This is a genomic window from Enterobacter cloacae complex sp. IR53030, from assembly GCF_049238365.1.
Taxonomy (GTDB): Bacteria; Pseudomonadota; Gammaproteobacteria; order Enterobacterales; family Enterobacteriaceae; genus Enterobacter; species Enterobacter kobei.
On the sequence record NZ_JBMKHA010000021.1, the window covers coordinates 55,851 to 78,337 of the forward strand.

At 55.2% G+C, this 22,487-nt stretch carries 23 protein-coding genes; 9 read left to right on the forward strand and 14 right to left on the reverse strand.

Going from position 1 to position 22,487, the window contains the following annotated elements; all coding sequences use genetic code 11:
• Positions 1–31 precede the first annotated feature (31 nt).
• Positions 32–706 (forward strand): 6-hydroxyaminopurine reductase, encoded by a 675-nt coding sequence (gene yiiM, locus ACOTXR_RS19340; protein WP_032635174.1) that lies wholly within the window; start codon positions 32–34, stop codon positions 704–706.
• A 53-nt stretch (positions 707–759) separates the two neighbouring features.
• Here yiiM and cpxA read toward each other — a convergent pair whose 3' ends face one another.
• Together cpxA and cpxR are read right to left on the reverse strand one after the other, a co-directional pair.
• Positions 760–2,133: an envelope stress sensor histidine kinase CpxA gene (gene cpxA, locus ACOTXR_RS19345; RefSeq protein ID WP_014885717.1), complete on the reverse strand. Its 1,374-nt coding sequence runs from the start codon at positions 2,131–2,133 to the stop codon at positions 760–762.
• On the reverse strand, positions 2,130–2,828 hold the full coding sequence (gene cpxR / locus ACOTXR_RS19350) for an envelope stress response regulator transcription factor CpxR (protein WP_006179159.1): 699 nt from the start codon (positions 2,826–2,828) through the stop codon (positions 2,130–2,132). The genes cpxA and cpxR overlap by 4 nt, the downstream gene beginning before the upstream one ends.
• Before the next feature lie 150 nt (positions 2,829–2,978).
• Between cpxR and cpxP the strand changes: the two genes are divergently transcribed.
• From cpxP to ACOTXR_RS19380, 6 genes are all read left to right on the forward strand, one after another.
• Complete coding sequence (gene cpxP / locus ACOTXR_RS19355) at positions 2,979–3,485, forward strand: cell-envelope stress modulator CpxP (RefSeq protein ID WP_421767067.1); 507 nt, start codon at positions 2,979–2,981, stop codon at positions 3,483–3,485.
• A gap of 153 nt (positions 3,486–3,638) precedes the next feature.
• Complete coding sequence (gene fieF / locus ACOTXR_RS19360; protein WP_014885715.1) at positions 3,639–4,532, forward strand: CDF family cation-efflux transporter FieF; 894 nt, start codon at positions 3,639–3,641, stop codon at positions 4,530–4,532.
• A 174-nt stretch (positions 4,533–4,706) separates the two neighbouring features.
• Complete coding sequence (pfkA, locus tag ACOTXR_RS19365) at positions 4,707–5,669, forward strand: 6-phosphofructokinase (RefSeq protein ID WP_014885714.1); 963 nt, start codon at positions 4,707–4,709, stop codon at positions 5,667–5,669.
• Positions 5,670–5,898: 229 nt separating this feature from the next.
• Positions 5,899–6,888, forward strand: a complete 990-nt coding sequence (locus ACOTXR_RS19370; RefSeq protein WP_023331605.1) for a sulfate ABC transporter substrate-binding protein — start codon at positions 5,899–5,901, stop codon at positions 6,886–6,888.
• A 107-nt stretch (positions 6,889–6,995) separates the two neighbouring features.
• The gene (locus ACOTXR_RS19375) at positions 6,996–7,739 is read left to right on the forward strand and encodes a CDP-diacylglycerol diphosphatase (RefSeq protein ID WP_014885712.1); all 744 of its coding nucleotides are present in this window, start codon (positions 6,996–6,998) and stop codon (positions 7,737–7,739) included.
• A gap of 73 nt (positions 7,740–7,812) precedes the next feature.
• A complete protein-coding gene (locus ACOTXR_RS19380; RefSeq protein WP_014885711.1) occupies positions 7,813–9,117 on the forward strand; it encodes an SLC13 family permease in 1,305 nt (434 codons plus the stop codon).
• Between the two features lie 81 nt (positions 9,118–9,198).
• Here the strand turns inward: ACOTXR_RS19380 and tpiA are convergent, their stop codons facing one another.
• Positions 9,199–9,966, reverse strand: coding sequence for a triose-phosphate isomerase (gene tpiA, locus ACOTXR_RS19385; RefSeq protein WP_003862019.1), 768 nt, complete (start codon positions 9,964–9,966; stop codon positions 9,199–9,201).
• Positions 9,967–10,077: 111 nt separating this feature from the next.
• Positions 10,078–10,674: a DUF1454 family protein gene (locus tag ACOTXR_RS19390; protein ID WP_014885710.1), complete on the reverse strand. Its 597-nt coding sequence runs from the start codon at positions 10,672–10,674 to the stop codon at positions 10,078–10,080.
• Between the two features lie 112 nt (positions 10,675–10,786).
• On the opposite strand from ACOTXR_RS19390, the gene ACOTXR_RS19395 reads away from it, so the two are divergent.
• A complete protein-coding gene (locus ACOTXR_RS19395; protein WP_023331602.1) occupies positions 10,787–11,206 on the forward strand; it encodes a DUF805 domain-containing protein in 420 nt (139 codons plus the stop codon).
• Here ACOTXR_RS19395 and fpr read toward each other — a convergent pair whose 3' ends face one another.
• The 4 genes from fpr to ACOTXR_RS19415 all read right to left on the reverse strand — a co-directional run bounded on the left by fpr (position 11,207) and on the right by ACOTXR_RS19415 (position 15,559).
• Positions 11,207–11,953 (reverse strand): ferredoxin--NADP(+) reductase, encoded by a 747-nt coding sequence (fpr, locus tag ACOTXR_RS19400; RefSeq protein ID WP_014885708.1) that lies wholly within the window; start codon positions 11,951–11,953, stop codon positions 11,207–11,209.
• 96 nt (positions 11,954–12,049) lie between these two features.
• Complete coding sequence (gene glpX, locus ACOTXR_RS19405) at positions 12,050–13,060, reverse strand: class II fructose-bisphosphatase (RefSeq protein WP_023331601.1); 1,011 nt, start codon at positions 13,058–13,060, stop codon at positions 12,050–12,052.
• A 123-nt stretch (positions 13,061–13,183) separates the two neighbouring features.
• Positions 13,184–14,692: a glycerol kinase GlpK gene (gene glpK, locus ACOTXR_RS19410; RefSeq protein WP_014885706.1), complete on the reverse strand. Its 1,509-nt coding sequence runs from the start codon at positions 14,690–14,692 to the stop codon at positions 13,184–13,186.
• Positions 14,693–14,713: 21 nt separating this feature from the next.
• Positions 14,714–15,559: an MIP/aquaporin family protein gene (locus tag ACOTXR_RS19415; RefSeq protein WP_014885705.1), complete on the reverse strand. Its 846-nt coding sequence runs from the start codon at positions 15,557–15,559 to the stop codon at positions 14,714–14,716.
• A 399-nt stretch (positions 15,560–15,958) separates the two neighbouring features.
• Here ACOTXR_RS19415 and zapB point away from each other — a divergent pair, with 399 nt between their 5' ends.
• A complete protein-coding gene (gene zapB / locus ACOTXR_RS19420) occupies positions 15,959–16,198 on the forward strand; it encodes a septal ring assembly protein ZapB (RefSeq protein WP_008501806.1) in 240 nt (79 codons plus the stop codon).
• Positions 16,199–16,782: 584 nt separating this feature from the next.
• Here the strand turns inward: zapB and rraA are convergent.
• From rraA to cytR, 6 genes are all read right to left on the reverse strand, one after another.
• Positions 16,783–17,268: a ribonuclease E activity regulator RraA gene (rraA, locus tag ACOTXR_RS19425; protein ID WP_014885702.1), complete on the reverse strand. Its 486-nt coding sequence runs from the start codon at positions 17,266–17,268 to the stop codon at positions 16,783–16,785.
• A gap of 92 nt (positions 17,269–17,360) precedes the next feature.
• Positions 17,361–18,281 (reverse strand): 1,4-dihydroxy-2-naphthoate polyprenyltransferase, encoded by a 921-nt coding sequence (gene menA, locus ACOTXR_RS19430; RefSeq protein WP_058690346.1) that lies wholly within the window; start codon positions 18,279–18,281, stop codon positions 17,361–17,363.
• A 68-nt stretch (positions 18,282–18,349) separates the two neighbouring features.
• On the reverse strand, positions 18,350–19,684 hold the full coding sequence (gene hslU, locus ACOTXR_RS19435) for an HslU--HslV peptidase ATPase subunit (RefSeq protein WP_010436948.1): 1,335 nt from the start codon (positions 19,682–19,684) through the stop codon (positions 18,350–18,352).
• 9 nt (positions 19,685–19,693) lie between these two features.
• The gene (hslV, locus tag ACOTXR_RS19440) at positions 19,694–20,224 is read right to left on the reverse strand and encodes an ATP-dependent protease subunit HslV (protein ID WP_008501802.1); all 531 of its coding nucleotides are present in this window, start codon (positions 20,222–20,224) and stop codon (positions 19,694–19,696) included.
• 94 nt (positions 20,225–20,318) lie between these two features.
• Positions 20,319–21,311, reverse strand: coding sequence for a cell division protein FtsN (ftsN, locus tag ACOTXR_RS19445; protein WP_058690347.1), 993 nt, complete (start codon positions 21,309–21,311; stop codon positions 20,319–20,321).
• Between the two features lie 93 nt (positions 21,312–21,404).
• Positions 21,405–22,430 (reverse strand): DNA-binding transcriptional regulator CytR, encoded by a 1,026-nt coding sequence (cytR, locus tag ACOTXR_RS19450; protein ID WP_014885699.1) that lies wholly within the window; start codon positions 22,428–22,430, stop codon positions 21,405–21,407.
• Positions 22,431–22,487 lie beyond the last annotated feature (57 nt).

Sequence of the window (22,487 nt, forward strand, 5' to 3'; positions counted from 1 at the left end):
CTTTTTTTGTATCTGCGTAATGGAGGCAGCGATGCATTACCCGGTGAATGTGTTTACAGGCAAGGTAAGGGAGTACGACGGCAGCCGCCCGAGCGCCATCGCGAAAGTGCAGGTTGACGGTGAACTGACCTTAACCGACCTTGGGCTGGCAGGCGATGAGCAGGCCGAAAAGAAAATCCACGGCGGGCCGGATCGCGCGCTGTGTCACTATCCTCGCGAGCACTATCAGCACTGGAAAACCGAATTTCCTGACCAGGCGGACCTCTTCGTCGCGCCTGCATTTGGTGAGAATCTCTCGACGGAAGGGCTGACGGAAAAGAATGTGTTTATCGGCGATATTTATCGCTGGGGCGACGCCCTGATTCAGGTGACGCAGCCTCGCTCGCCGTGCTTCAAGCTCAACTACCACTTCGGCATTCAGGATATGTCGGCCCAGCTGCAAAGCGCGGGTAAAACCGGCTGGCTGTACCGTGTGGTGCTGGCCGGGCAGGTTTCGGTGGATGCGCCGCTTGAGCTGGCTTCGCGCCTGAGCGACGTGTCGGTGTATGACGCCTGCGCCATCGCCTGGCATATGCCGTTTGATGATGAACAATATCATCGGTTACTGTCTGCGGCGGGGTTATCGACCAGCTGGACCAGAACAATGCAGAAGCGGCGTTTAAGCAACAAGATCGAAGATAATTCGCGGAGATTATGGGGAAAATAGTGCTCCGCAGAAAGTAGGCCGGGTAAGGCGAAGCCGCCACCCGGCACATACAGTTACGAACGCTTATACAACGGCAGCCACAGCGTTAACCGCAACCCGCCCAGCGGGCTGTCGTCAGCTTTCACCCAGCCGCGATGCTGTTGCATGGCGGTTTCAACAATTGCCAGACCCAAACCTGTACCGCCGGATTCACGGTCGCGCGCTTCGTCAGTACGGTAGAACGGACGGAAAATCTGCTCCCGATCTTCAGGGCTGACGCCAGGACCGTCGTCATCCACGATAACGGTGATCCCGTCTTTATCTACCGAGAACGCCACCTCAATCTTGGTATGCGAGTAGCGCAGAGCGTTACGCACAATATTCTCCAGCGCGCTTTCCAGCGTGTTGGGGTTGCCGTACAGCGGCCATGGACCCGGCGGGAAGTTGACTGTGAACGATTTGCCCATCTGTTCCGCTTCGAACGCCGCGTTGTCCAGCACCTCATGCCACAGGTGATTGGCTTTCACCGTTTCGCTGACCAGCGCGTTTTTCTGCTGGTTGCGTGACATCACCAGCAGGTCATTGATCATGCTGTCCAGGCGGTGAGCTTCCGTTTCAATACGTTCCAGCTCTTTACTTTCCCCACTGCGGCGGCGCAACAGCGCGGTGCCAAGCTGCAAACGCGTAAGCGGGGTGCGCAGCTCGTGCGAGATGTCCGATAGCAGACGCTGCTGTGCGGTCATCATCCGATCGAGGGCGCTGACCATCTGGTTAAAACTGGTCCCGGCGGCAAGGAATTCCTGTGGCCCCGCTTCCAGCTCAGGGTGTTGTCGCAGGTTACCCTGCGCCACTTCATCGGCGGCGTTTTTCAGCTTACGTGCGGGTTTTGCCAGACTCCACGCCAGCCATAACAGCAGCGGCGAGCTGACCAGCATGGTAACAATCAGCAGCAGGAGCGGACGGTCAAACAGCAGGTTGATGAAATCGGACTGGGAACTGCTCGCAGGGCGAATCAAATAGAGCTGGTAATTGTCTTCCCCATCCCGTACCGAGAAAGGACCGACCATCTCTACCCGACCATATTTCTTTTTCTGTGGGTGATCGGCATTATCCGCCTGGCCAATAAAGTTACGGATAATCTGCATTTCATTGCGATCGGCCCCAATGACGCGGCCTTCGCTGGTGACCAGCAAAAGGCGTTGCCCGGGCGGCGCCCACTTGTCGATAGCGCGAAACAGCCTGCGCCACCACATCAAATCGTTCGGCGGATCGTTTGCCAGCTCCGCTTCAACATGCTGCTCGATCATCACGCCTTGACGTTGCTCGCTGTCAAGAAGCTCCGTCATCTGGCGTGAGTCGAGTTTTGGCAACATCAACACGAGCATTAAAACCAGGGCCAGCGTCAGCCAGAAGATGGCAAAGATGCGGGCGGTTAAGCTGCCTATCATGAAGCGGAAACCATCAGATAGCCGCGACCACGCAGGGTTTTAAACCATGGGTGACCGTCTTTACGCTCCGGCAGCTTGCGGCGCAGGTTAGAGATGTGCATGTCGATGGCGCGGTCAAACGGGGTAAGACGTTTGCCCAGCACTTCCTGACTCAGGTGTTCACGCGATACCACCTGGCCGAGGTGCTGCGCCAGCAGATAAAGCAGGGTGAACTCTGTGCCGGTCAACTCCAGGGTCTGACCGTCGAAGCTCGCTTCCTGACGACCTGGGTTCAGGCTCAGGGAGTCCACTTCCAGCGTGGGTGAGCTGTTGTCGGTATTCTGCTGCTGCTCGCTCCAGTGGGAACGGCGCAGGATAGCGCGAATACGGGCCACCAGTTCACGATCGTTGAACGGTTTCGGTAAATAGTCATCCGCACCCAGCTCAAGGCCGAGAACGCGGTCAAGTTCGCTGCCGCGGGCGGTCAGCATGATAACGGGGGTCTGGTGTGTCTGGCGAAGCTCTTTCAGCGTATCAATACCGTTTTTCTTCGGCATCATGACGTCGAGCAAAAGTAAATCGATGCTGTCGTCAAGGAGACTCAGCGCCTGCTCGCCATCATGGGCAACCAGGACGTTGAAACCTTCCATGTCGAGCAACTCCTTTAAAAGGGATGTGAGCTCTCGGTCATCATCAACTAACAGGATTTTATTCATTGTTTAAATACCTCCGAGGCAGAAATTACGACATCAAGGCTATCTAATCCATGACTTTACGTTGTTTTACACCCCCTGACGCATGTTTGCAGCCTGAATCGTAGACTGTCTCTCGTTGAATCGCGACACGAAAGATTTTGGGAGCAAGTGATGCGCAAAGTTACCGCTGCCGTCATGGCCTCAACGCTGGCGTTCAGTGCGTTTAGCCAGGCCGCTGTAGCTATCAACGGCGATACCGGTCCCTCACCAGAGGGCGCAACGCAGCTCAGTAGCCAAAGCCATATGTTTGACGGCATAAGTTTAACCGAACATCAGCGTCAACAGATGCGAGATCTGATGCAGAGGGCACGACACGACCAGCCCCCTGTTAATGTTAGCGAAATGGAGACAATGCATCGCCTTGTCACCGAAGAAAATTTTGACGAAAGCGCTGTACGCGCTCAGGCCGAAAAAATGGCACAGGAACAGGTTGCCCGCCAGGTAGAGATGGCGAAGGTCCGTAACCAGATGTTCCACCTGCTAACGCCCGAGCAGCAAGCGGTTTTGAACACCCGACATCAGCAACGAATGGACCAGTTGCGTGAGGTTGCACGGATGCAGCGAAGCCTGGATGCGACGCTTTTCAGTAGCAATAGCAGTACCCGTAGTAACCAGTAAACCCTGTTTTCCTTGCCATAGACACCATCCCTGTCTTCCCCCACATGATGTGGGGGTTTTTTTTGCCCCGCATTCTGATTTGTTAACCGTTTATTCATCCTCCGTCCCCCTATGCTTCCGTTATACTAGCGGCAAGACATGACAGGAGCGTTTATGAATCAATCCTATGGAAGGCTGGTCAGCCGGGCCGCTATTGCGGCAACCGTTGTGGCGTCTGGCCTGTTACTGATTAAAATCTTTGCCTGGTGGTATACCGGTTCGGTCAGTATTCTGGCGGCGCTGGTGGATTCGCTAATGGATATTGCCGCCTCGCTAACCAACCTGCTGGTGGTGCGCTATTCACTGCAGCCCGCGGATGAAGAGCACACGTTTGGGCACGGTAAAGCGGAGTCGCTGGCCGCGCTGGCGCAAAGCATGTTTATTTCCGGTTCTGCACTGTTCCTGTTTTTGACCGGCATTCAGCATCTCGTCTCGCCGACACCGATGAACGATCCCGGCGTGGGCGTAGTGGTGACGGTCGTTGCACTTATAAGCACACTTGTTCTGGTAACGTTCCAGCGCTGGGTGGTTCGCAAAACGCAAAGCCAGGCTGTACGGGCGGATATGCTTCATTATCAATCTGATGTTATGATGAATGGGGCAATTCTTATTGCGCTGGGCCTGGCCTGGTATGGCTGGCACAGGGCCGATGCGCTATTTGCGTTAGGTATCGGCATCTATATTTTGTATAGCGCCTTACGGATGGGGTATGACGCGGTGCAATCGTTGCTTGACCGGGCCCTTCCGGACGCAGAACGCAATGAAATTTTTTCTCTTGTGACCTCCTGGCCTGGCGTCAGCGGTGCACACGATCTTCGAACGCGGCAGTCAGGGCCGACCCGCTTTATTCAGATTCATATTGAAATGGAAGACAACCTGCCACTGGTACAGGCTCACGTGATTGCTGAGCAGGTCGAGCAGGCAATTTTGCAGCGTTTTCCTGGTTCAGACGTCATTATTCACCAGGATCCCTGCTCGGTTGTACCCGGACACGTGGGGCTTTCGTAATTGGTTGTAAAAAAGTGAGCCAGGCCAGCATTTTGTGTATAAATTACCGCCATTTGGTCTGACCTGAATCAATTCAGCTGGAAGGGATTGATATACTATTTGCAGTATTCGTTGGTCGATAAGTTTCTTCCGGCAACAGATTTCAATTTTGCATTCCTAAGTTCAGAGGTAGTCATGATTAAGAAAATCGGTGTGTTGACAAGCGGCGGTGATGCGCCGGGCATGAACGCGGCAATTCGTGGTGTTGTCCGTGCAGCGCTGACGGAAGGTCTGGAAGTTTTTGGTATCTATGATGGTTACCTGGGTCTGTATGAAGATCGTATGGTTCAGCTCGACCGTTACAGCGTGTCCGACATGATTAACCGTGGCGGTACCTTCCTTGGGTCTGCGCGCTTCCCGGAATTCCGTGACGAACACATCCGTGAAGTGGCTATCGAGAACATGAAAAAACGCGGTCTGGACGCGCTGGTGGTTATCGGCGGTGACGGCTCTTACATGGGTGCAAAACGTCTGACCGAAATGGGTTTCCCGTGCATCGGTCTGCCGGGCACCATCGACAACGACATCAAAGGTACTGACTACACTATCGGCTTCTTTACTGCACTGGGTACCGTTGTTGAAGCGATCGACCGTCTGCGCGATACCTCGTCTTCTCACCAGCGTATCTCTATCGTTGAAGTGATGGGGCGTTACTGCGGTGACCTGACCCTGGCCGCGGCGATTGCCGGTGGTTGTGAGTTCGTGGTGGTTCCGGAAGTGGAATTCAGCCGTGAAGATCTGGTCGCTGAAATCAAAGCCGGCATCGCGAAAGGTAAAAAACACGCGATCGTGGCTATCACCGAACACATCTGTGACGTTGACGAGCTGGCGAAGTACATCGAAGCCGAAACCAAGCGCGAAACCCGCGCGACCGTACTGGGTCACATCCAGCGTGGCGGTTCCCCTGGCCCTTACGACCGCATTTTGGCGTCCCGTATGGGCGCGTACGCTATCGATCTGCTGCTGCAGGGTCACGGCGGCCGTTGCGTCGGTATTCAGAACGAAAAACTGGTTCACCATGACATCATCGACGCGATTGAAAACATGAAGCGTCCGTTCAAAGGTGACTGGCTGGACTGCGCGAAAAAACTGTACTGATCGGCTCTGTTGCCCGGTGGCAAGGTAAATGCAAAACGGTAACCCTTGGGTTACCGTTTTTTATGTTTGCTCCCTCTCCCGTGGGAGAGGGTTGGGGTGAGGGCATCTGGCTGCTCACATTCTTCTTTTTATTCCTCTACGTTATAGCCAATCTTTTTTTATTCTTTAATCATCGAATCGCTTTCTGGCACGCTGCATTCATCAAAACACTACACAAGAGAGCCGGGCGATGAATAAATGGGGCGTGGGTTTAACATTATTGCTGGTATCGGCCAGCGTTCTGGCGAAGGACATCCAGTTACTGAACGTGTCTTACGACCCGACGCGTGAGCTGTACGAGCAGTACAACAAAGCATTTGCAGCGCACTGGAAACAGGAAACTGGCGACAATGTCGTGGTTCGCCAGTCTCACGGCGGCTCCGGTAAACAGGCGACCTCCGTCATCAACGGTATCGAAGCCGACGTGGTGACCCTGGCGCTGGCCTACGATGTCGACGCCATTGCCGAGCGTGGTCGTATCGACAAAAACTGGATCAAACGCCTGCCGGATAACTCTGCGCCATACACCTCGACCATCGTCTTCCTGGTGCGTAAAGGCAACCCGAAACAGATTAAAGACTGGAACGACCTGGTAAAACCGGGCGTGTCAGTGATTACACCAAACCCGAAAAGCTCCGGCGGCGCTCGCTGGAACTACCTGGCGGCCTGGGGTTACGCGCTGCATCACAACAACGGCGACCAGGCCAAAGCGCAGGAATTCGTGAAGGCGCTTTATAAAAACGTTGAGGTGCTGGACTCCGGTGCGCGTGGGGCAACCAATACCTTCGTTGAGCGCGGTATCGGCGACGTGCTGATCGCCTGGGAAAACGAAGCCCTGCTGGCGACACACGAGCTGGGTAAAGACAAGTTCGAGATCGTCACCCCCAGCGAATCCATCCTCGCAGAGCCGACCGTTTCTGTCGTTGACAAAGTGGTTGATAAGAAAGGGACAAAAGCGGTGGCGGAAGCCTACCTGAAATATCTCTACTCGCCTGAAGGCCAGGAAATTGCGGCGAAAAACTTCTATCGTCCACGCGATGCGGCTGTTGCGAAGAAATATGAAGGGGAATTCCCGAAACTGAAGCTCTTCACCATTGATGATGTGTTCGGCGGCTGGACGAAAGCGCAGAAAGAGCACTTCTCTAATGGCGGCACCTTCGATCAGATTAGCCAGCGCTAAGCGTTATCAAACGGCACGGTGACCCGGTGTGAGAAATCCACCGGGTTTTTTATTTGGTCATCATTTTGCGTTACTCTTTCGCCTCTATCGAAAACAGGGAACGCGTTGTGAAAAAAATTATCTTATTGATCCTTATTATCATCGCCCTTGCCGCTGGCGGCGTGTACTGGATAAAAGCGGGTAATCCGAATGCGTTGCGTCATATCGTTCTCGACCAGTGCCTGCCTAATCAACTGCAACACCGTAACCCGGCACCCTGCGCACAGGTGAAGCCTGATGCGGGCTATGTCGTATTTAAAGACCGCAACGGGCCGTTGCAGTATCTGCTGATGCCGACATACCGCATTAATGGAACCGAAAGCCCGCTCCTGACCGAGCCTCACACGCCAAATTTCTTCTGGCTGGCGTGGCAGTCGCGCAGCTTTATGACCCTGAAGCGGGGATCTGAGGTGCCTGACAGCGCCATTTCACTGACGATTAACTCGCCGACTGGCCGTACGCAGAACCATTTCCATATTCATATCTCCTGTCTGCGCCCGGACGTACGTGAGAAACTCAATGCGGCACAGGGCGACATTAGCACCCAGTGGCTACCTCTGCCCGGTGGGCTGGAGGGGCACGAGTATCTTGCCCGACGGGTAACGGAGAATGAACTGGTCCAGCGCAGCCCGTTTATGATGCTGGCGGAAGAGCTACCCGAAGCGCGCGACCACATGGGGCGCTTTGCGCTGGCGATGGCGCAGCAGTCGGATGGTTCGTTTGTTTTGCTGGCGACCGAGCGAAACCTGCTCATGCTTAACCGCGCCTCGGCTGAGGAATTGCAGGATCATCAATGCACTATCCTGAAGTGACCCCACCATAAATAGCGTTTACTCGTCCTGTCTGTCGCCGTAGACTTGCTGAAAAAATCTACAGGAGACAGGTATGTCGCTCTGGTTATCTCATCCTCTGCTGCTGCCTTCGTTGATTGTTGGCGTCACCATCGTGCTATGGGCGACGTCGCTATTGCCAGAATTTATCACCGCGCTGCTGTTTTTCACGGCAGCGATGGCCGCCAGAATCGCCCCGCCGGAAGTCATTTTCGGCGGCTTTGCCTCGTCGGCTTTCTGGCTGGTATTCAGCGGTTTTGTACTGGGGGTGGCGATCCGTAAAACCGGTCTGGCTGACAGGGCCGCCCGGGCGCTGTCAGCAAAGCTTACCGATTCCTGGATATTGATGGTGGCGAGTGTGGTGCTGCTGAGCTATGCGTTGGCGTTTGTGATGCCGTCAAATATGGGGCGTATTGCGCTGCTGATGCCGATTGTTGCGGCGATGGCGAAACGCGCCGGTATCCCTGACGGTTCCCGCGCCTGGTTTGGTCTGGCGCTGGCTGTGGGGTTCGGCACTTTCCAGCTCTCAGCAACTATCCTGCCTGCTAACGTCCCTAACCTGGTGATGAGCGGTGCGGCGGAAGGCTCGTACGGCATCCACCTGAACTATGTTCCGTATCTGCTGCTGCACACCCCAGTGCTGGGCATTCTCAAAGGACTGATCCTGATTGGCCTCATCTGCTGGTTATTCCCCGGCAGCCCAAAACCGCCGAAGGATCTGGCGCCATCTGAACCCATGGGGCAGGATGAAAAGCGCCTCGCCTGGCTGCTGGCGGTGGTGCTGGTGATGTGGGTCACGGAGAGCTGGCATGGTATTGGGCCGGCATGGACTGGGCTGGCGGCGTCCGTCATCGTTATGCTGCCGCGCGTTGGTTTTATCACCGGGGAAGAGTTTTCTGCGGGGGTGAATATGCGTACCTGTCTCTATGTGGCAGGCATTCTTGGGCTGGCCATCGTGGTGACGCAAACCGGTATCGGTACGGCGGTGGGCGAAGCGTTGCTCCGCATTATGCCGCTGGACGCAGACAAACCGTTCACCAGTTTCCTGGCGCTGACCGGTATCACCACCGCGCTCAACTTCATTATGACTGCCAACGGCGTTCCGGCGCTGTATACCACCCTGGCACAGAGCTTCTCAGATGCCACCGGCTTCCCGCTGCTGTCGGTGATTATGATTCAGGTACTGGGTTATTCCACGCCGCTGCTGCCGTATCAGGCGTCGCCGATTGTTGTGGCGATGGGGCTAGGGAAGGTGCCTGCAAAGGCGGGGATGATGCTCTGTCTGGCGCTGGCCGTTGCGACGTATCTGGTGCTGCTGCCGCTGGATTATCTGTGGTTTAGCTTGCTGGGGAAAGTGTAGTCCGCCCAACCCTCTCCCGAAGGGAGAGGGAGGAGAAGAGCGTAGGGCGGGTTAGCGAAGCGCCACCCGCCGCAAAGGCAATTACGCCTGTTTAGCCGCTTCTGCCGCTTTAACGATCACCGCGAAAGCGTCAGCTTTCAGGGATGCACCGCCAACCAGCGCGCCATCGATGTCTGGCTGGGTGAACAGCTCAGCAGCGTTGGAAGCGTTTACGGAACCGCCGTACTGGATAATCACTTGCTCAGCCACTTTCGCGTCGGCTTTAGCAATGTGGTCACGGATGAATTTGTGCACGGCCTGAGCCTGCGCTGGCGTTGCAGATTTGCCGGTACCGATCGCCCAGACTGGCTCGTAAGCAATGACTGCACCTTCGAACGCTGCTGCGCCCTGCGTTTTCAGAACTGCGTCGATCTGACGTGCGCACACTTCTTCGGTTTTGCCCGCTTCGTTTTCTGCTTCGGTTTCACCGATGCACAGAACCGGGATCAGACCCTGCTCTTTCAGCACAGCGAATTTCTTCGCGATGAACTCGTCGGATTCTTTGTGGTAGGTGCGACGCTCTGAGTGGCCGATGATGATGTATTTTGCGCCGATATCTTTCAGCATTTCAGCGGAAGTTTCACCGGTGAACGCGCCAGACAGGTTAACGTCAACGTTCTGTGCACCCAGAATGATGTGGCTGCCGTCAGCGGCGCGTTTAGCCAGATCCAGGTACATATCCGGCGGAGCGATAGCAACCGCGCAGCCCGTTACGCCAGCCAGCTCTTTACGCAGGTTCGCAACCAGTTCGTTTACCATGTGGCGGCTGCCGTTCAGTTTCCAGTTACCCATCACTAAAGGATGTCGCATTTCAATTCTCCACGCTAAATAAGCGAATTAAGGAATATGGCCGCCCTGTCGGGCAGCATGGTCTGTGAATCAGTATAGAGATTTTCCCTCGAAAGGCTTTGCTTTTTGTCATTAATTCGCCCCGCCGAGGGTGTCAGATAGCGCCAGCTTAATCGGTTCAACTGCGAAGGTCAGTCCTTTTTCGCCGTTATCCGCCACCACATAGCGAATTGCCCCTTCAGTTGTGGCGTAGTACCGCTTGTTTTTACCCGCGGCCAGCAGCTTTTGCAGCTTTTGCTGGCTTTGCTTTTTCGTCAGCGCGGGCGTAAACGCCTGTAATACCGCGCTCATGTACTCCTGCGCCTTCGTTTTTGCCGCTTTCTGCTCTGGGCCCTGGATCGGTAGCCAGGTGATTTGCATGCTTTTGATTTTTAACGTCCCACGCTCCAGCGCCGTGGAGGCATACAAGTTTTCGTTTATCTTGCTCGCCGCGCGGGTCAGGGTTGGGGTATCACGAGAGCTATCAATCGCGCGAAACTCATCCAGCGGCAACGTAGGGTTGGTCTGATTGAAGGTTTCACGAAACTGACTGATGGATTGATCGAACGACGGCGCGCCTGCCAGCAAATAGGGTGCCGTGGTAGGGGCCGACGTGTCGGCGGCGTGCAGCGGAAAACCCGCGCCAAGCATCGCTATACACAGGAAGAGAGTGTGTGCCGAACTTTTCATCAACATTGCCCCTGGCCGTAAGTGCTCATGATTAAAACGATATCTGCCCGGCTTGTCAAAAGGTCACAACTCCAGGGTAAAATGCGGACTAAATGATAATAAGGAACCTTACATGACCATACAGCAGTGGCTGTTTTCATTCAAAGGGCGTATCGGACGCCGTGATTTCTGGGTCTGGATGGTGACGTGGGTTGTCGCCATGCTGCTTCTGTTTTTCGTTGCGTACAATGCCTGGTTGAGCACGCAAACGGCGGCTTTTGCGCTGGTCTGTTTGCTGTGGCCAACGGCGGCCGTGGTGGTGAAACGTCTTCACGATCGTGGCCGTTCCGGCGCGTGGGCCTTTCTGATTATTCTGGCGTGGATGCTGGTCGCAGGGAACTGGGGGATGCTGCCGTCCATTCTTCCCTGGGTGGTGGGCAGACTGCTGCCGTCCGTTATCTTCGTGATGATGATTGTCGATCTGGGCGCGTTTATCGGCACCCAGAGCGAAAATAAATACGGTAAAGACACCCTTGAGGTGAAGTACCGCTGATCACCAGTAGTGTTCGGCAGTCATATGACCCGGTCGGCGGCGAAGATGTTTCGTCATCTGCCGGGTATCCTTCAGAAGCTGTTGCGTATCCCGAACCATCTGCGGGTTACCACACAGCATGACGTGGCTGGTGTCGGCAGTCATCGGCAAACCCACTGCGTTTTCCAGCACACCACTCTCAATTAACGCCGGCACGCGACCGGTCAGCGTACCTGCTACGGTTTCGCGGCTGACGACGGTCTGAATTTTCAGCTTCCCGCCATATCGCTGTTCCAGCGCCTGCATCTGTGGCAAGTAGCTCAGGTCTGCGGCGTAGCGCGCAGCATGCACCAGCACGATGTTTTTAAAGCGCTCAAGGTCTTTGCCATATTGCAGAATGGAGAGGTAGGGGCCAATGGCCGTGCCGGTTGCCAGCATCCAGAGCGTGTCACAATCAGGGATCTCTTCGAGTACAAAGAAACCTGCTGCTTCACTCACAATTTGCACATCGTCACCGGGCTTAAGGGCGGCAAGGCGCGGGCTGAGTTTGCCGTCCGGGACGGTCACCAGATAGAACTCAAGATCCGGATTATCCGGCGCGTTAACGTAAGAGTAGGCGCGCTGCACGCGTTCGCCGTCGACATCCAGCCCCAGCTTCGCAAATTGCCCGGCCTTAAACGGGTGAACGGGAGCATGCAGGGTGAGACTAAATAGCGCATCGGTCCAGAACTCTATCTTTGTGACTTTACCTGTTACCCAGTCCGCCATGATCTTCTCCTGTGCTGTTTCTCTGTTCTATCTTCCGTACTTGTGGGAAACATTTCCAGCCCCTTCGGGCCGGAAAGCTCTATCGATCAAACGGTTTTACAGAATGTGCGTCTGTACGTCCGGGTCTTTACGATCGAGATAGTGGATGGACTGAATGCGGCGAATGGTGCGCGATTTACCGCGGATCAGCAGCGTTTCGGTGGTCGCCATATTGCCCTTGCGGGTGATGCCGTCCAGCAGGTCACCTTTGGTGATGCCGGTGGCGGAGAAGACAACGTTGTCGCTGCGTGCCATTTCATTCAGCGCGAGAACCTTATTGGCTTCGATACCCATTGCTTCGCAGCGCGCCAGCTCGTTTTCACCGATACGGCGGTTCTCGTCGCTGTCGCCTTTCACCTCATGGCGGGGCAGCAGGCGCGCCTGCATATCGCCGTCCAGCGCGCGGATCACTGCCGCCGAGACCACGCCCTCCGGCGCACCGCCGATGCCGTACAGCACGTCTACTTCGCTGTCCGGCATGCAGGTCAGAATTGAGGCGGCAACATCGCCATCCGGAATGGCAAACACGCGCACGCCGAGCTTTTGCATCTGCGCGATGGTGGCGTCGTGGCGCGGTTTTGCCAGAATCGTCACGGTCAGTTCACTCAGGGGTTTGCCCAAAGCTCTGGCGATGTTGCGCAGGTTCTCTTCCAGCGGCAGGCTGAGGTCGATTGCGCCCTTCGCACCAGGACCGACTATCAGCTTTTCCATGTACATATCCGGCGCGTTAAGGAAGCAGCCTTTATCGCCCACGGCCAGAACCGCAAGCGCGTTGGCCTGACCCATCGCCGTCATGCGGGTGCCTTCAATCGGGTCTACGGCGATATCCACCGCATCCCCTTTGCCGGTACCGACTTTTTCACCGATATAGAGCATTGGCGCTTCGTCGATCTCGCCTTCGCCGATGACGATAGTGCCGTCGATGTTGACCTGGTTAAGTACAATGCGCATGGCATGGACAGCAGCACCGTCCGCGGTATTTTTGTCGCCACGCCCCAGCCATTTATAGCCTGCGAGGGCGGCCGCTTCGGTGACGCGGGAAAACTCGATAGCAAGTTCACGTTTCATGAGGTACTCGTGCAATCAAAAGGAATTGCACGAAGTTTATCACAGAGTGGGGAGGGGAGAGGGGACCGGTGCTGTCTGGGCCCCTCTCCCTGACCCTCTCCCCATGGGAGAGGGAATATAGGATTACTCGTCGTGCTCTTCCCACGCCAGGGCGCGCTTCACTGCTTTCTTCCAGCCGCTGTAGCGGAAGTTGCGCTCGGTGGTTTCGATGCCCGGGCGGAACTCGCGTTCGATAACCGCTTTTTCCTGCAGCTCGTCCAGGTTCTGCCAGAAGCCTACCGCCAGACCGGCAAGATATGCCGCACCCAGCGCCGTGACTTCACGCACTTCAGGGCGCTCAACGCGGGTACCCAGAATGTCGGACTGGAACTGCATCAGGAAGTTATTCGCTACCGCGCCGCCGTCCACGCGCAGGGCGTGCAGACGAATGCCGGAGTCTGCCTGCATCGCTTCCAGCACGTCGCGCGTCTGGTAGGCAATGGATTCCAGGGTGGCGCGAATAATGTGGTTCGAGTTCACACCACGCGTCAGACCGAAAATCGCACCGCGTGCATAGGGATCCCAGTACGGTGCGCCCAGGCCGGTGAACGCTGGCACCACGTACACACCGTTGGTGTCCTTCACTTTGGTCGCAAAGTATTCGGAGTCGAAGGCATCGCTAATCAGCTTCATCTCGTCACGCAGCCACTGAATAGATGCACCCGCCATAAACACCGCACCTTCCAGGGCGTAGTTCACTTCACCGCGAGGGCCGCAGGCGATGGTGGTCAGCAGGCCGTTTTCTGATTTCACCGCTTTCTCACCGGTATTCATCAGCATAAAGCAGCCGGTGCCGTAGGTGTTCTTCGCCATCCCTTCTTTGACGCACAGCTGGCCGAACAGTGCCGCCTGCTGGTCACCGGCGATACCGGCGATAGGAATACGGGTGCCGCCTTTACCGCCGATGTTGGTCTGACCGTAGACTTCTGAAGACTTGCGCACTTCAGGCAGCATCGCGCGTGGGATATCCAGCGCGTCCAGCATCTTGTCATCCCACTCCAGGGTGTTGATGTTGAACAGCATGGTACGCGAGGCGTTGGTGTAGTCGGTAACGTGAACGCGTCCCTGGGTCATCTTCCAGATAAGCCAGGTATCAACGGTCCCGAACAGCAGCTCGCCGCGTTTTGCACGCTCGCGTGAACCTTCCACGTGGTCGAGGATCCACTTCACTTTGGTGCCGGAGAAGTACGGGTCAACCACCAGACCGGTGGCGCTGCGCACGTACTCTTCCATCCCGTCACGCTTCAGCTGTTCACAGATTTCTGAGGTACGGCGGCACTGCCAGACAATAGCGTTGTAGATAGGCTTACCGGTTTCGCGTTCCCAGACAATCGTCGTTTCACGCTGGTTGGTAATACCGATAGCGGCAATCTCGTCGGAACTGATATCGGCTTTCGCCAGTACTTCAACCAGCGTTGAGCTTTGTGAAGCCCAGATCTCCATTGGGTCATGTTCTACCCAGCCTGGACGAGGGTAAATTTGCTCAAATTCACGTTGAGACACGCTGACAATGTTCGCGTCATGATCCATTACGACAGCGCGGGAGCTGGTAGTGCCCTGGTCGAGCGCAACGATATATTTTTTTTCGGTCATGGTATGTGTCCCGTAGTCAGATTACAGCGAAGCTTTTTGTTGTGCGGTAGAAGTCGTTTCCTTCTCCTCTTCCACACAGGTGTCGCACGGTAAGTGGCGACCAATTAATTTGCGGTAGCTAAACGCGCCCAGCGCAGCCCCAACCACCGGCGCAAACAGCGGTACCAGGAAGTAAGGGATATCTTTCCCGCCAGTAAAGGCCACGTCGCCCCATCCCGCGATAAACGCGAAGGCTTTCGGTCCGATATCACGCGCCGGGTTCATCGCAAACCCAGTCAGTGGGCCCATGGATGCGCCGATCACCGCAATCAGCAGACCAATCAGCAAAGGTGCCAGCGGGCCACGCGGAATGCCGTTTCCGTCGTCGGTCAGCGCCAGGATAACGCCCATCAGAATAGCGGTAATCACCATTTCAACTGCGAACGCCTGCACAAAATTGATATGCGGGTTTGGATAGGTTGAGAAGATGCCTGCCAGATCCAGACTTTCGACGCTGCCGCGCACCATATGATGCGTCTGTTCGAAGTCGATGAAAAGATTGTAATAAAGCCCGTAAACTAACGCCGCTGCACAAAACGCGCCGGCAAACTGAGAAAGAATGAAGGGAACAACTTTGCGTCCGTCGAAGCACGCGAACAGCCAAAGTGCGATAGTCACCGCCGGGTTAAGATGTGCACCAGAAACCCCTGCAGTCAGGTAGATGGCCATCGCCACGCCCAGACCCCAGATGATACTGATTTCCCACTGACCAAAACTGGCACCCGCCACTTTCAGTGCAGCGACACAGCCCACTCCGAAGAATATCAACAACCCGGTACCAAGGAACTCGGCAATGCACTGGCCTTTTAAGGTTGATGTCTGACTCATAATCGGAATCCTGAAGAAATTGATGTTTATTGTTAGCGTGGTCGCCCGTGACAGCCACGATGCCCTGTAGACATAGTGTTAATTTATCGTTAACGAGCAAAAACGAGAAATATCGAAATCAAAATGTGTGGTCTGCGTCAATAAAATGAGCGTTTTCGCGCCATAAAGCGCGTTTTTGCGTCAGAAATGGAATGTGAGCTGAATCATTTCATTAACGAATGAGTTAACAACTTAGTGGTATATGCCGCGAACGCACCAGGACGAGACCGAAAAGTGTTGCAAACCGCGATCTGCGCGGCGTGTCGCTGGACACAGAGCGCCGCGCTCCATACAATCGATGGAATATGTCGTGCGCGTTTACGTTAAAGCGTCGCCTTGCAATTCAGGAGAGGTAGCATCATGTCTTTAGAAGTGTTTGAGAAACTGGAATCGAAAGTACAGCAGGCGATTGACACCATCACGCTGCTGCAAATGGAAATTGAAGAGCTGAAAGAGAAAAACAACAGCCTGGCGCAGGAAGTGCAGAACGCGCAGCACAGCCGCGAAGAACTGGAGCGTGAAAACAACCAGCTGCGCGAACAGCAGAACGGCTGGCAGGATCGCCTGCAGGCGCTGCTGGGACGTATGGAAGAGGTCTGATTCCCATTGGGATTAACTGACCAGGCCGGGTAAGGCGACGCCGCCACCCGGCTTTTTTATGGTTTCTGCTCACTGACATCAAACCATAAAAAAGGCCGCCATCGGCGGCCTTAACGCTACTTGTCCTGCGCTGTCATAGCAAAAGCGACAAATCCACTCGGTTCATCACTCTTTACAACGAGTACGCTGGCGACAATGAACGCGATACATAAATAGCGTTTCATCATGCGGTCCCTGCAGCTAACCGCTCCACCGTTCACCACCGGTGATAAGTCGGTGGACACAAGCCCGGTTAAAGGTTGCTTTACGGTTGTGAATACACCTTTCCCTGGACCGATGCCCATGTGCGAGATGGCGGAAAGGGACGATGCATCATAATGAGCAACAGCAGTGTAGTTAAGGTCTTCAGCGGAAATTAGGAATTTATAAAGGGTCGACGGGGGTTACCGGAGGGATGAACCAGGGTAAGATAAAAATCCTGGTTAAAGGTTGCAAGATAATCCAACGGACCGCGAATCCCGAGGGACAAAAAAACCGCCACATTGTTATTGGCGGTTTTTTTATGATTTACGCTTACTGTTTTATTACTCAATATCCAGCGGATCTTCCGAAAGAATAATCCCGGTGTTATCAGCGTAAAGATGGTCGCCGGAGAAGAAGGTCACGCCGCCAAAATTGACGCGGACGTCGCTTTCACCGATACCGTCACCTGCTGCGCCTACCGGAATGGCCGCAATCGCCTGAATCCCGATATCCAGGTCTTCGAGATCGTCCACCTGGCGCACGGAACCGTACACCACAATGCCTTCCCACTCGTTCTGCACGGCAATGCCGGCCAGCTCTGCATCTATCAGAGCGCGACGCACGGAACCGCCGCCATCGACGACCAAAACGCGGCCACGACCGTTCTGTTCGAGCAGATCGTACAGCAACCCGTTGTCCTCGAAACATTTCACCGTGACGATTTGTCCGCCAAACGACGACCGTCCACCAAAGTTGGAGAACAGCGGTTCAACGACGTTGACATCTTCCTGGTAGATGTCACAAAGCTCGGAGGTATCGTATTTCATAGGTTTACCGCTCAGTTGCTGCGAATGTGTTCAGTATATCGTGCTAAATGCGTTGTTGGCAAAATCATCAATTGTTAATTGATATTTGTCAGCTAACTGAGCGTCTGGCTTAAGACAATCCCAATGACGAACAACAGGTTAGTCAGCAGGGCGCCTTTTACCGTTCGTTCCAGCATCGGCGGCATCGCGGCCGGGCTAAGTTCACGCATGACGAAGCGGGCCTGCTTAATCAGCAGCGGCGCGGCGAGTATAAACAGCCAGCCCCATACGCTGTGCAGCGAGATCAGATTAAACAGTGCCAGACAAACCAGGGCACCAATCAGCAGGCAGGCATGATAGCGGCGCGCATTGACCGGCCCCAGACGTACCGCCAGCGTGTTTTTACCGTTCTCACGGTCACTGTCGATATCGCGCAGGTTATTGATGTTGAGTACCGCCGTAGCCAGCAGACCGCAGGCGGTTGCGGGCAGGAAAAGGGCAGGGATAACGGTATGCACCTGCAGGTACCAACTCCCCATCACGCTCAGCCAGCCGAAGAACACCAGCACGGAGATATCCCCGAGGCCAATATACCCGTAAGGACGCGTACCGACGGTGTAGGTAATGGCCGCGATAATTGCGAGCAAGCCCAGCACCAGGAAGCCGATGAAGTCGCTGGTGGTTTTCGAGGCGACCGCCACCAGTGCCAGACCCGATAAACAAATCAGTACCACGGTGATAATCAGCGCGCGCTTCATCTGTGCCTGGGTAATCACCCCTTTCTGCATCCCGCGCAGCGGTCCGATACGGTCAGGTTTGTCACTGCCTTTCACCGCATCACCGTAGTCGTTAGCGAGATTGGAGAGAATTTGCAGCAGCCCTGCGGTAATCAATGCCAGCGCAGCGACCAGAGGATCAAAATAACCTTGCCACCAGGCAAGTGCCGTGCCGACGATAATGGCGGCAAAGGCCAGAGGAAGCGTTTTAGGGCGTAGACTTTCGAGCCACGCCTGAGTACGGCTGATATCAGTCATAAGTATTTAGCCAATAAAAATGGGGGCATTAGCCCCCATTAACGGTGATGAGAATGCAATAACCGCGATTATAGGATAAAACGGCTAAGATCTTCATCTGCCACTAACGCATCAAGATGTTTGCTCACATATTCAGCGTCAATGGTAATGGTTTGACCGTTAAGGTCGCTCGCATCATAAGAGATATCCTCCACCAGGCGTTCCAGCACGGTATGCAGACGACGCGCACCGATGTTTTCGGTGGTTTCGTTAACCTGCCACGCGGCCTGGGCGATACGTTTGATACCGTCTTCGGTGAACTCCAGGTTCACGCCTTCGGTCGCCATCAGCGCTTTGTACTGTACGGTCGCAGAGGCGTTTGGCTCGGTCAGGATGCGTTCGAAATCTTCGGTGGTCAGCGCCTGCAGTTCAACGCGGATCGGCAGACGACCCTGCAGTTCCGGGATCAGGTCAGACGGGCTGGCAACCTGGAACGCGCCGGAAGCGATAAACAGGATGTGGTCCGTTTTCACCATACCGTGCTTGGTGGAGACGGTGCAGCCTTCAACCAGCGGCAGCAGGTCGCGCTGAACGCCTTCACGGGACACGTCCGGGCCGGAGCTGTTGCCGCCGCGCTTACAAATTTTGTCGATTTCGTCGATGAACACGATGCCGTGCTGCTCAACCGCGTCGATAGCATCCTGCTTCAGCTCTTCCGGGTTCACCAGCTTCGCCGCTTCTTCTTCAATCAGCAGCTTCATCGCGTCTTTGATTTTCAGCTTACGTGCTTTCTGCTTCTGGCCGCCCAGGTTCTGGAACATGGACTGCAGCTGGCTGGTCATCTCTTCCATGCCAGGAGGTGCCATGATTTCTACACCCATTGGCGCGGCAGCAAGATCGATCTCAATCTCTTTATCATCCAGCTGGCCTTCACGCAGTTTTTTGCGGAATGCCTGACGCGCGGCAGACGGTTCAGCCTGCTGCTCAGCCTGGCCCCAGTTGTTTTTCGCCGGTGGGATCAGCACGTCGAGAATGCGCTCTTCGGCCATCTCTTCCGCGCGATAGCGGTTTTTCTCAATCGCCTGGACGCGCACCATTTTGATTGCCGAGTCGGTCAGATCGCGGATGATGGAGTCCACTTCTTTACCCACATAGCCTACTTCGGTGAACTTGGTAGCTTCGACTTTGATGAAAGGCGCGTTCGCCAGCTTCGCCAGACGACGGGCAATTTCGGTTTTACCGACACCGGTTGGGCCGATCATCAGAATGTTTTTCGGCGTCACTTCATGGCGCAGCTCTTCGTCAAGCTGCATACGACGCCAGCGGTTACGCAGAGCGATAGCCACGGAGCGCTTGGCGTTATCCTGGCCGATAATGTGTTTGTTCAGTTCGCTGACAATTTCGCGTGGGGTCATTTCAGACATGGGAGATCCTTACGCTTTGGAGGTCAATTCTTCGATGGTGTGGTTATGGTTGGTATAGATGCAGATATCACCTGCAATATCCAACGCCTTCACCGCGATATCACGTGCGTTCATGTCGGTATTTTCCAACAGCGCGCGGGCTGCAGCCTGGGCATAAGGGCCGCCAGAGCCGATGGCAATCAGGTCATTCTCCGGCTGAATAACGTCACCGTTACCGGTGATGATCAGCGAAGCGGTTTCATCGGCTACCGCCAGCAGCGCTTCGAGCTTGCGCAGCATACGGTCGGTACGCCAGTCTTTTGCCAGCTCAACGGCCGCTTTCACCAGATGACCCTGGTGCATTTCAAGCTTGCGTTCAAACAGTTCAAACAGCGTGAAGGCATCAGCTGTACCGCCTGCAAAACCGGCGATCACTTTGTCGTTATAGAGACGACGGACTTTCTTCACGTTGCCTTTCATGACGGTATTACCCAGCGTGGCCTGGCCATCACCGGCGATTACCACATGGCCGTTACGGCGTACACTTACTATTGTTGTCACGAGCAGACCCCCTGGTTACAAATTCGGGAAACAGAAGCCCTGAGCCTGTGCTCAGGGCTGAATTAAATGATAGATGGGGGAGATTTTGGGGGTTTCAACCCCCGGAGGCGAGTCGAATGCAGTTTGTGTGGCCGGCCACTTTCAAACGAGAAAGGGTGCCATCGGCGTTTTCTTTGCCTTTGACCGGGCCAATCACCACGCGATTCCAGCCATTATTGGTGGTAATGCGTGAATCAAACCCTTCAAATGCCAGCTGAGCACGCACGGTTTCGGCCTGCTCCGCACCTTTAAACGAACCGCACTGTACCATCCAGCGACGTTCGTCTTTTTTCTCCGCCGTCTGCTTCGGCGCTTCGGTCTCTTTGGTGACCGGCGCGGCCTGCTGCATTTTCGGCTGCTGCGCGGTGGTATGCGCTGGTGTCTGGAGCAGATCCTGGTATGGCTGTGCCGCCTGTTTTTGCGGCTGTGCTTTCGGCTGTTGAACAGGCTGTGATTGTACCGTCCGCGCCTGCTGCTGCGGCTGCTGGTATGGCTGTGCCTTTGGCTGCTGTACCGGCTGAGTTTGCGTCCACTGCTGCTGCTGTTGCTGTTGCTGCTGAATTTGAGCCTGGCGCTGACGCTGCAGCTGCAACGTCTGCTGACGCTGCGCTGGCGTTTGTTCATTCCACGGCACTTCGTTCAACTGCGTCGGCTGCTGGCGCATATCGGCCTGCATTTGTGCCAGCAACTGGCGCTGCTCGTCCGTCAGCTGATCGGCATTCTTCACTTCGCCACCGGCAGAGGGCTCGGTAGGCGCACGCACGCCAGGCTGGCGGCTTTCCAGCTCTTTGATATAGCGCCAGCGCTCTTCAGGTTTCGGAGGAAGGCCATTACCGGCCACTTTACTGGCCTGAAGCGCCTCGGACTCTTCCTTTTTATGGTGCGTGATGAAGTACAGACCACCAATAAAGGCGACGACAACAGCCGCAGCAATAGCGACCATTGCTGGCGAGACAGCAGGCAGGCTAGGTTGCTTTTTCCTTGAGCTACTCTTTTTGCGTCGCGAAGGTGCCGGCTGGCCGCGACGTACATAATCTCGTTGTGCCACTATCGTTTCGCTGTATTTATTCGTTCGTCAGCCCGCCATGTTACTTAAGCGGCGGGGCTTTGACCAGATAAGGGTGTCCTAAAGACGTTTACGTTAAGTCAATGCCTGGGTAGAGCCCCGGACTATCAGTTCGCAGTCCAGCAACCGCGAGCCGCTGCTAACTGTTTGACCGTGAAGCTGATCCAGCAGAAGCAGCATCGCTTCGCGACCGATTTGATAGCGCGGTTGCGCGACCGTTGAGAGCGGCGGATCGCAAAATTCTGAAAGCGAAATATTATCGAATCCGATGATGGATAAATCTTTCGGTATGCGCAGTCCGCGGCGTTTGGCGTACGATAACGCGCCCAGCGCCATCACGTCGCTGTGACAAAATACGGCGGTTGGCGGTTCAGGCAGGTCCAGAAGCTTCTCCAGCGCCTGGCCACCGGCTGCGAAGGTAAAATCACCGCGGGCAATGTAGTGCGGATCGACGGTAACGCCAGTACGGCGCAGTGCCTGAACGTAGCCCTGCAGGCGGTAGTGGCACAGCGGCATCTCTTCTGGCCCGGCAATACAACCAATGCGCTTATGCCCCAGCTCCTGAAGATAGTTCACCGCGTTGAATGCGGCGGTGAGGTTATCGATATGGACCGTCGGCAACTCCAGTTCAGGGGCAAACTCGTTAGCCATGACCATCGGCGGTAAATTACGCTGCTCTTCAATGCTGGCGTCAAACGGCAGGCGCGAGCCAAGCAGCAGCATGCCGTCGATCTGCTTGGTGATAATAAGGTCGATAAAGGTCTTTTCCTGCTGGTTCTGATGGGCGCAGTCGCCAATCAGAACGAGGTAGCCTTGTTCCGCTGCCGTCACTTCGATACCGCGGATAATCTCACTGAAGAAGGGATCGCAGATGTCCGGCACAATCACAAGGATTGTGCGTGATTCATTGCGTTTGACGTTGCGCCCCATCGCCTGTGGGAAATAACCCACTTCAAGCGCAGCCTGCTCTACCCGGTTGCGGGTCGCCTGGGAGACTTTATCCGGGTTCATTAATGCGCGGGACACGGTTGCCGTTGAGACTTGTGCTTTCTCGGCAACGTCTTTCATGGTCGCCGTGGCAACCTCTTTCCTGGACTTCAACGTCTTCTCCTCGCCTGAACACCGAACTTCTGACATCACCATTTTTACAGATAGTTA

Coding starts and splice junctions, on each gene's coding strand:
- yiiM (WP_032635174.1), top strand. CDS start 32: ATGCATTACCCGGTGAATGTGTTTACAGGCAAGGTAAGGGAGTACGAC.
- cpxA (WP_014885717.1), bottom strand. CDS start 2,133: ATGATAGGCAGCTTAACCGCCCGCATCTTTGCCATCTTCTGGCTGACG.
- cpxR (WP_006179159.1), bottom strand. CDS start 2,828: ATGAATAAAATCCTGTTAGTTGATGATGACCGAGAGCTCACATCCCTT.
- cpxP (WP_421767067.1), top strand. CDS start 2,979: ATGCGCAAAGTTACCGCTGCCGTCATGGCCTCAACGCTGGCGTTCAGT.
- fieF (WP_014885715.1), top strand. CDS start 3,639: ATGAATCAATCCTATGGAAGGCTGGTCAGCCGGGCCGCTATTGCGGCA.
- pfkA (WP_014885714.1), top strand. CDS start 4,707: ATGATTAAGAAAATCGGTGTGTTGACAAGCGGCGGTGATGCGCCGGGC.
- ACOTXR_RS19370 (WP_023331605.1), top strand. CDS start 5,899: ATGAATAAATGGGGCGTGGGTTTAACATTATTGCTGGTATCGGCCAGC.
- ACOTXR_RS19380 (WP_014885711.1), top strand. CDS start 7,813: ATGTCGCTCTGGTTATCTCATCCTCTGCTGCTGCCTTCGTTGATTGTT.
- tpiA (WP_003862019.1), bottom strand. CDS start 9,966: ATGCGACATCCTTTAGTGATGGGTAACTGGAAACTGAACGGCAGCCGC.
- ACOTXR_RS19390 (WP_014885710.1), bottom strand. CDS start 10,674: ATGAAAAGTTCGGCACACACTCTCTTCCTGTGTATAGCGATGCTTGGC.
- ACOTXR_RS19395 (WP_023331602.1), top strand. CDS start 10,787: ATGACCATACAGCAGTGGCTGTTTTCATTCAAAGGGCGTATCGGACGC.
- fpr (WP_014885708.1), bottom strand. CDS start 11,953: ATGGCGGACTGGGTAACAGGTAAAGTCACAAAGATAGAGTTCTGGACC.
- glpX (WP_023331601.1), bottom strand. CDS start 13,060: ATGAAACGTGAACTTGCTATCGAGTTTTCCCGCGTCACCGAAGCGGCC.
- glpK (WP_014885706.1), bottom strand. CDS start 14,692: ATGACCGAAAAAAAATATATCGTTGCGCTCGACCAGGGCACTACCAGC.
- ACOTXR_RS19415 (WP_014885705.1), bottom strand. CDS start 15,559: ATGAGTCAGACATCAACCTTAAAAGGCCAGTGCATTGCCGAGTTCCTT.
- zapB (WP_008501806.1), top strand. CDS start 15,959: ATGTCTTTAGAAGTGTTTGAGAAACTGGAATCGAAAGTACAGCAGGCG.
- rraA (WP_014885702.1), bottom strand. CDS start 17,268: ATGAAATACGATACCTCCGAGCTTTGTGACATCTACCAGGAAGATGTC.
- menA (WP_058690346.1), bottom strand. CDS start 18,281: ATGACTGATATCAGCCGTACTCAGGCGTGGCTCGAAAGTCTACGCCCT.
- hslU (WP_010436948.1), bottom strand. CDS start 19,684: ATGTCTGAAATGACCCCACGCGAAATTGTCAGCGAACTGAACAAACAC.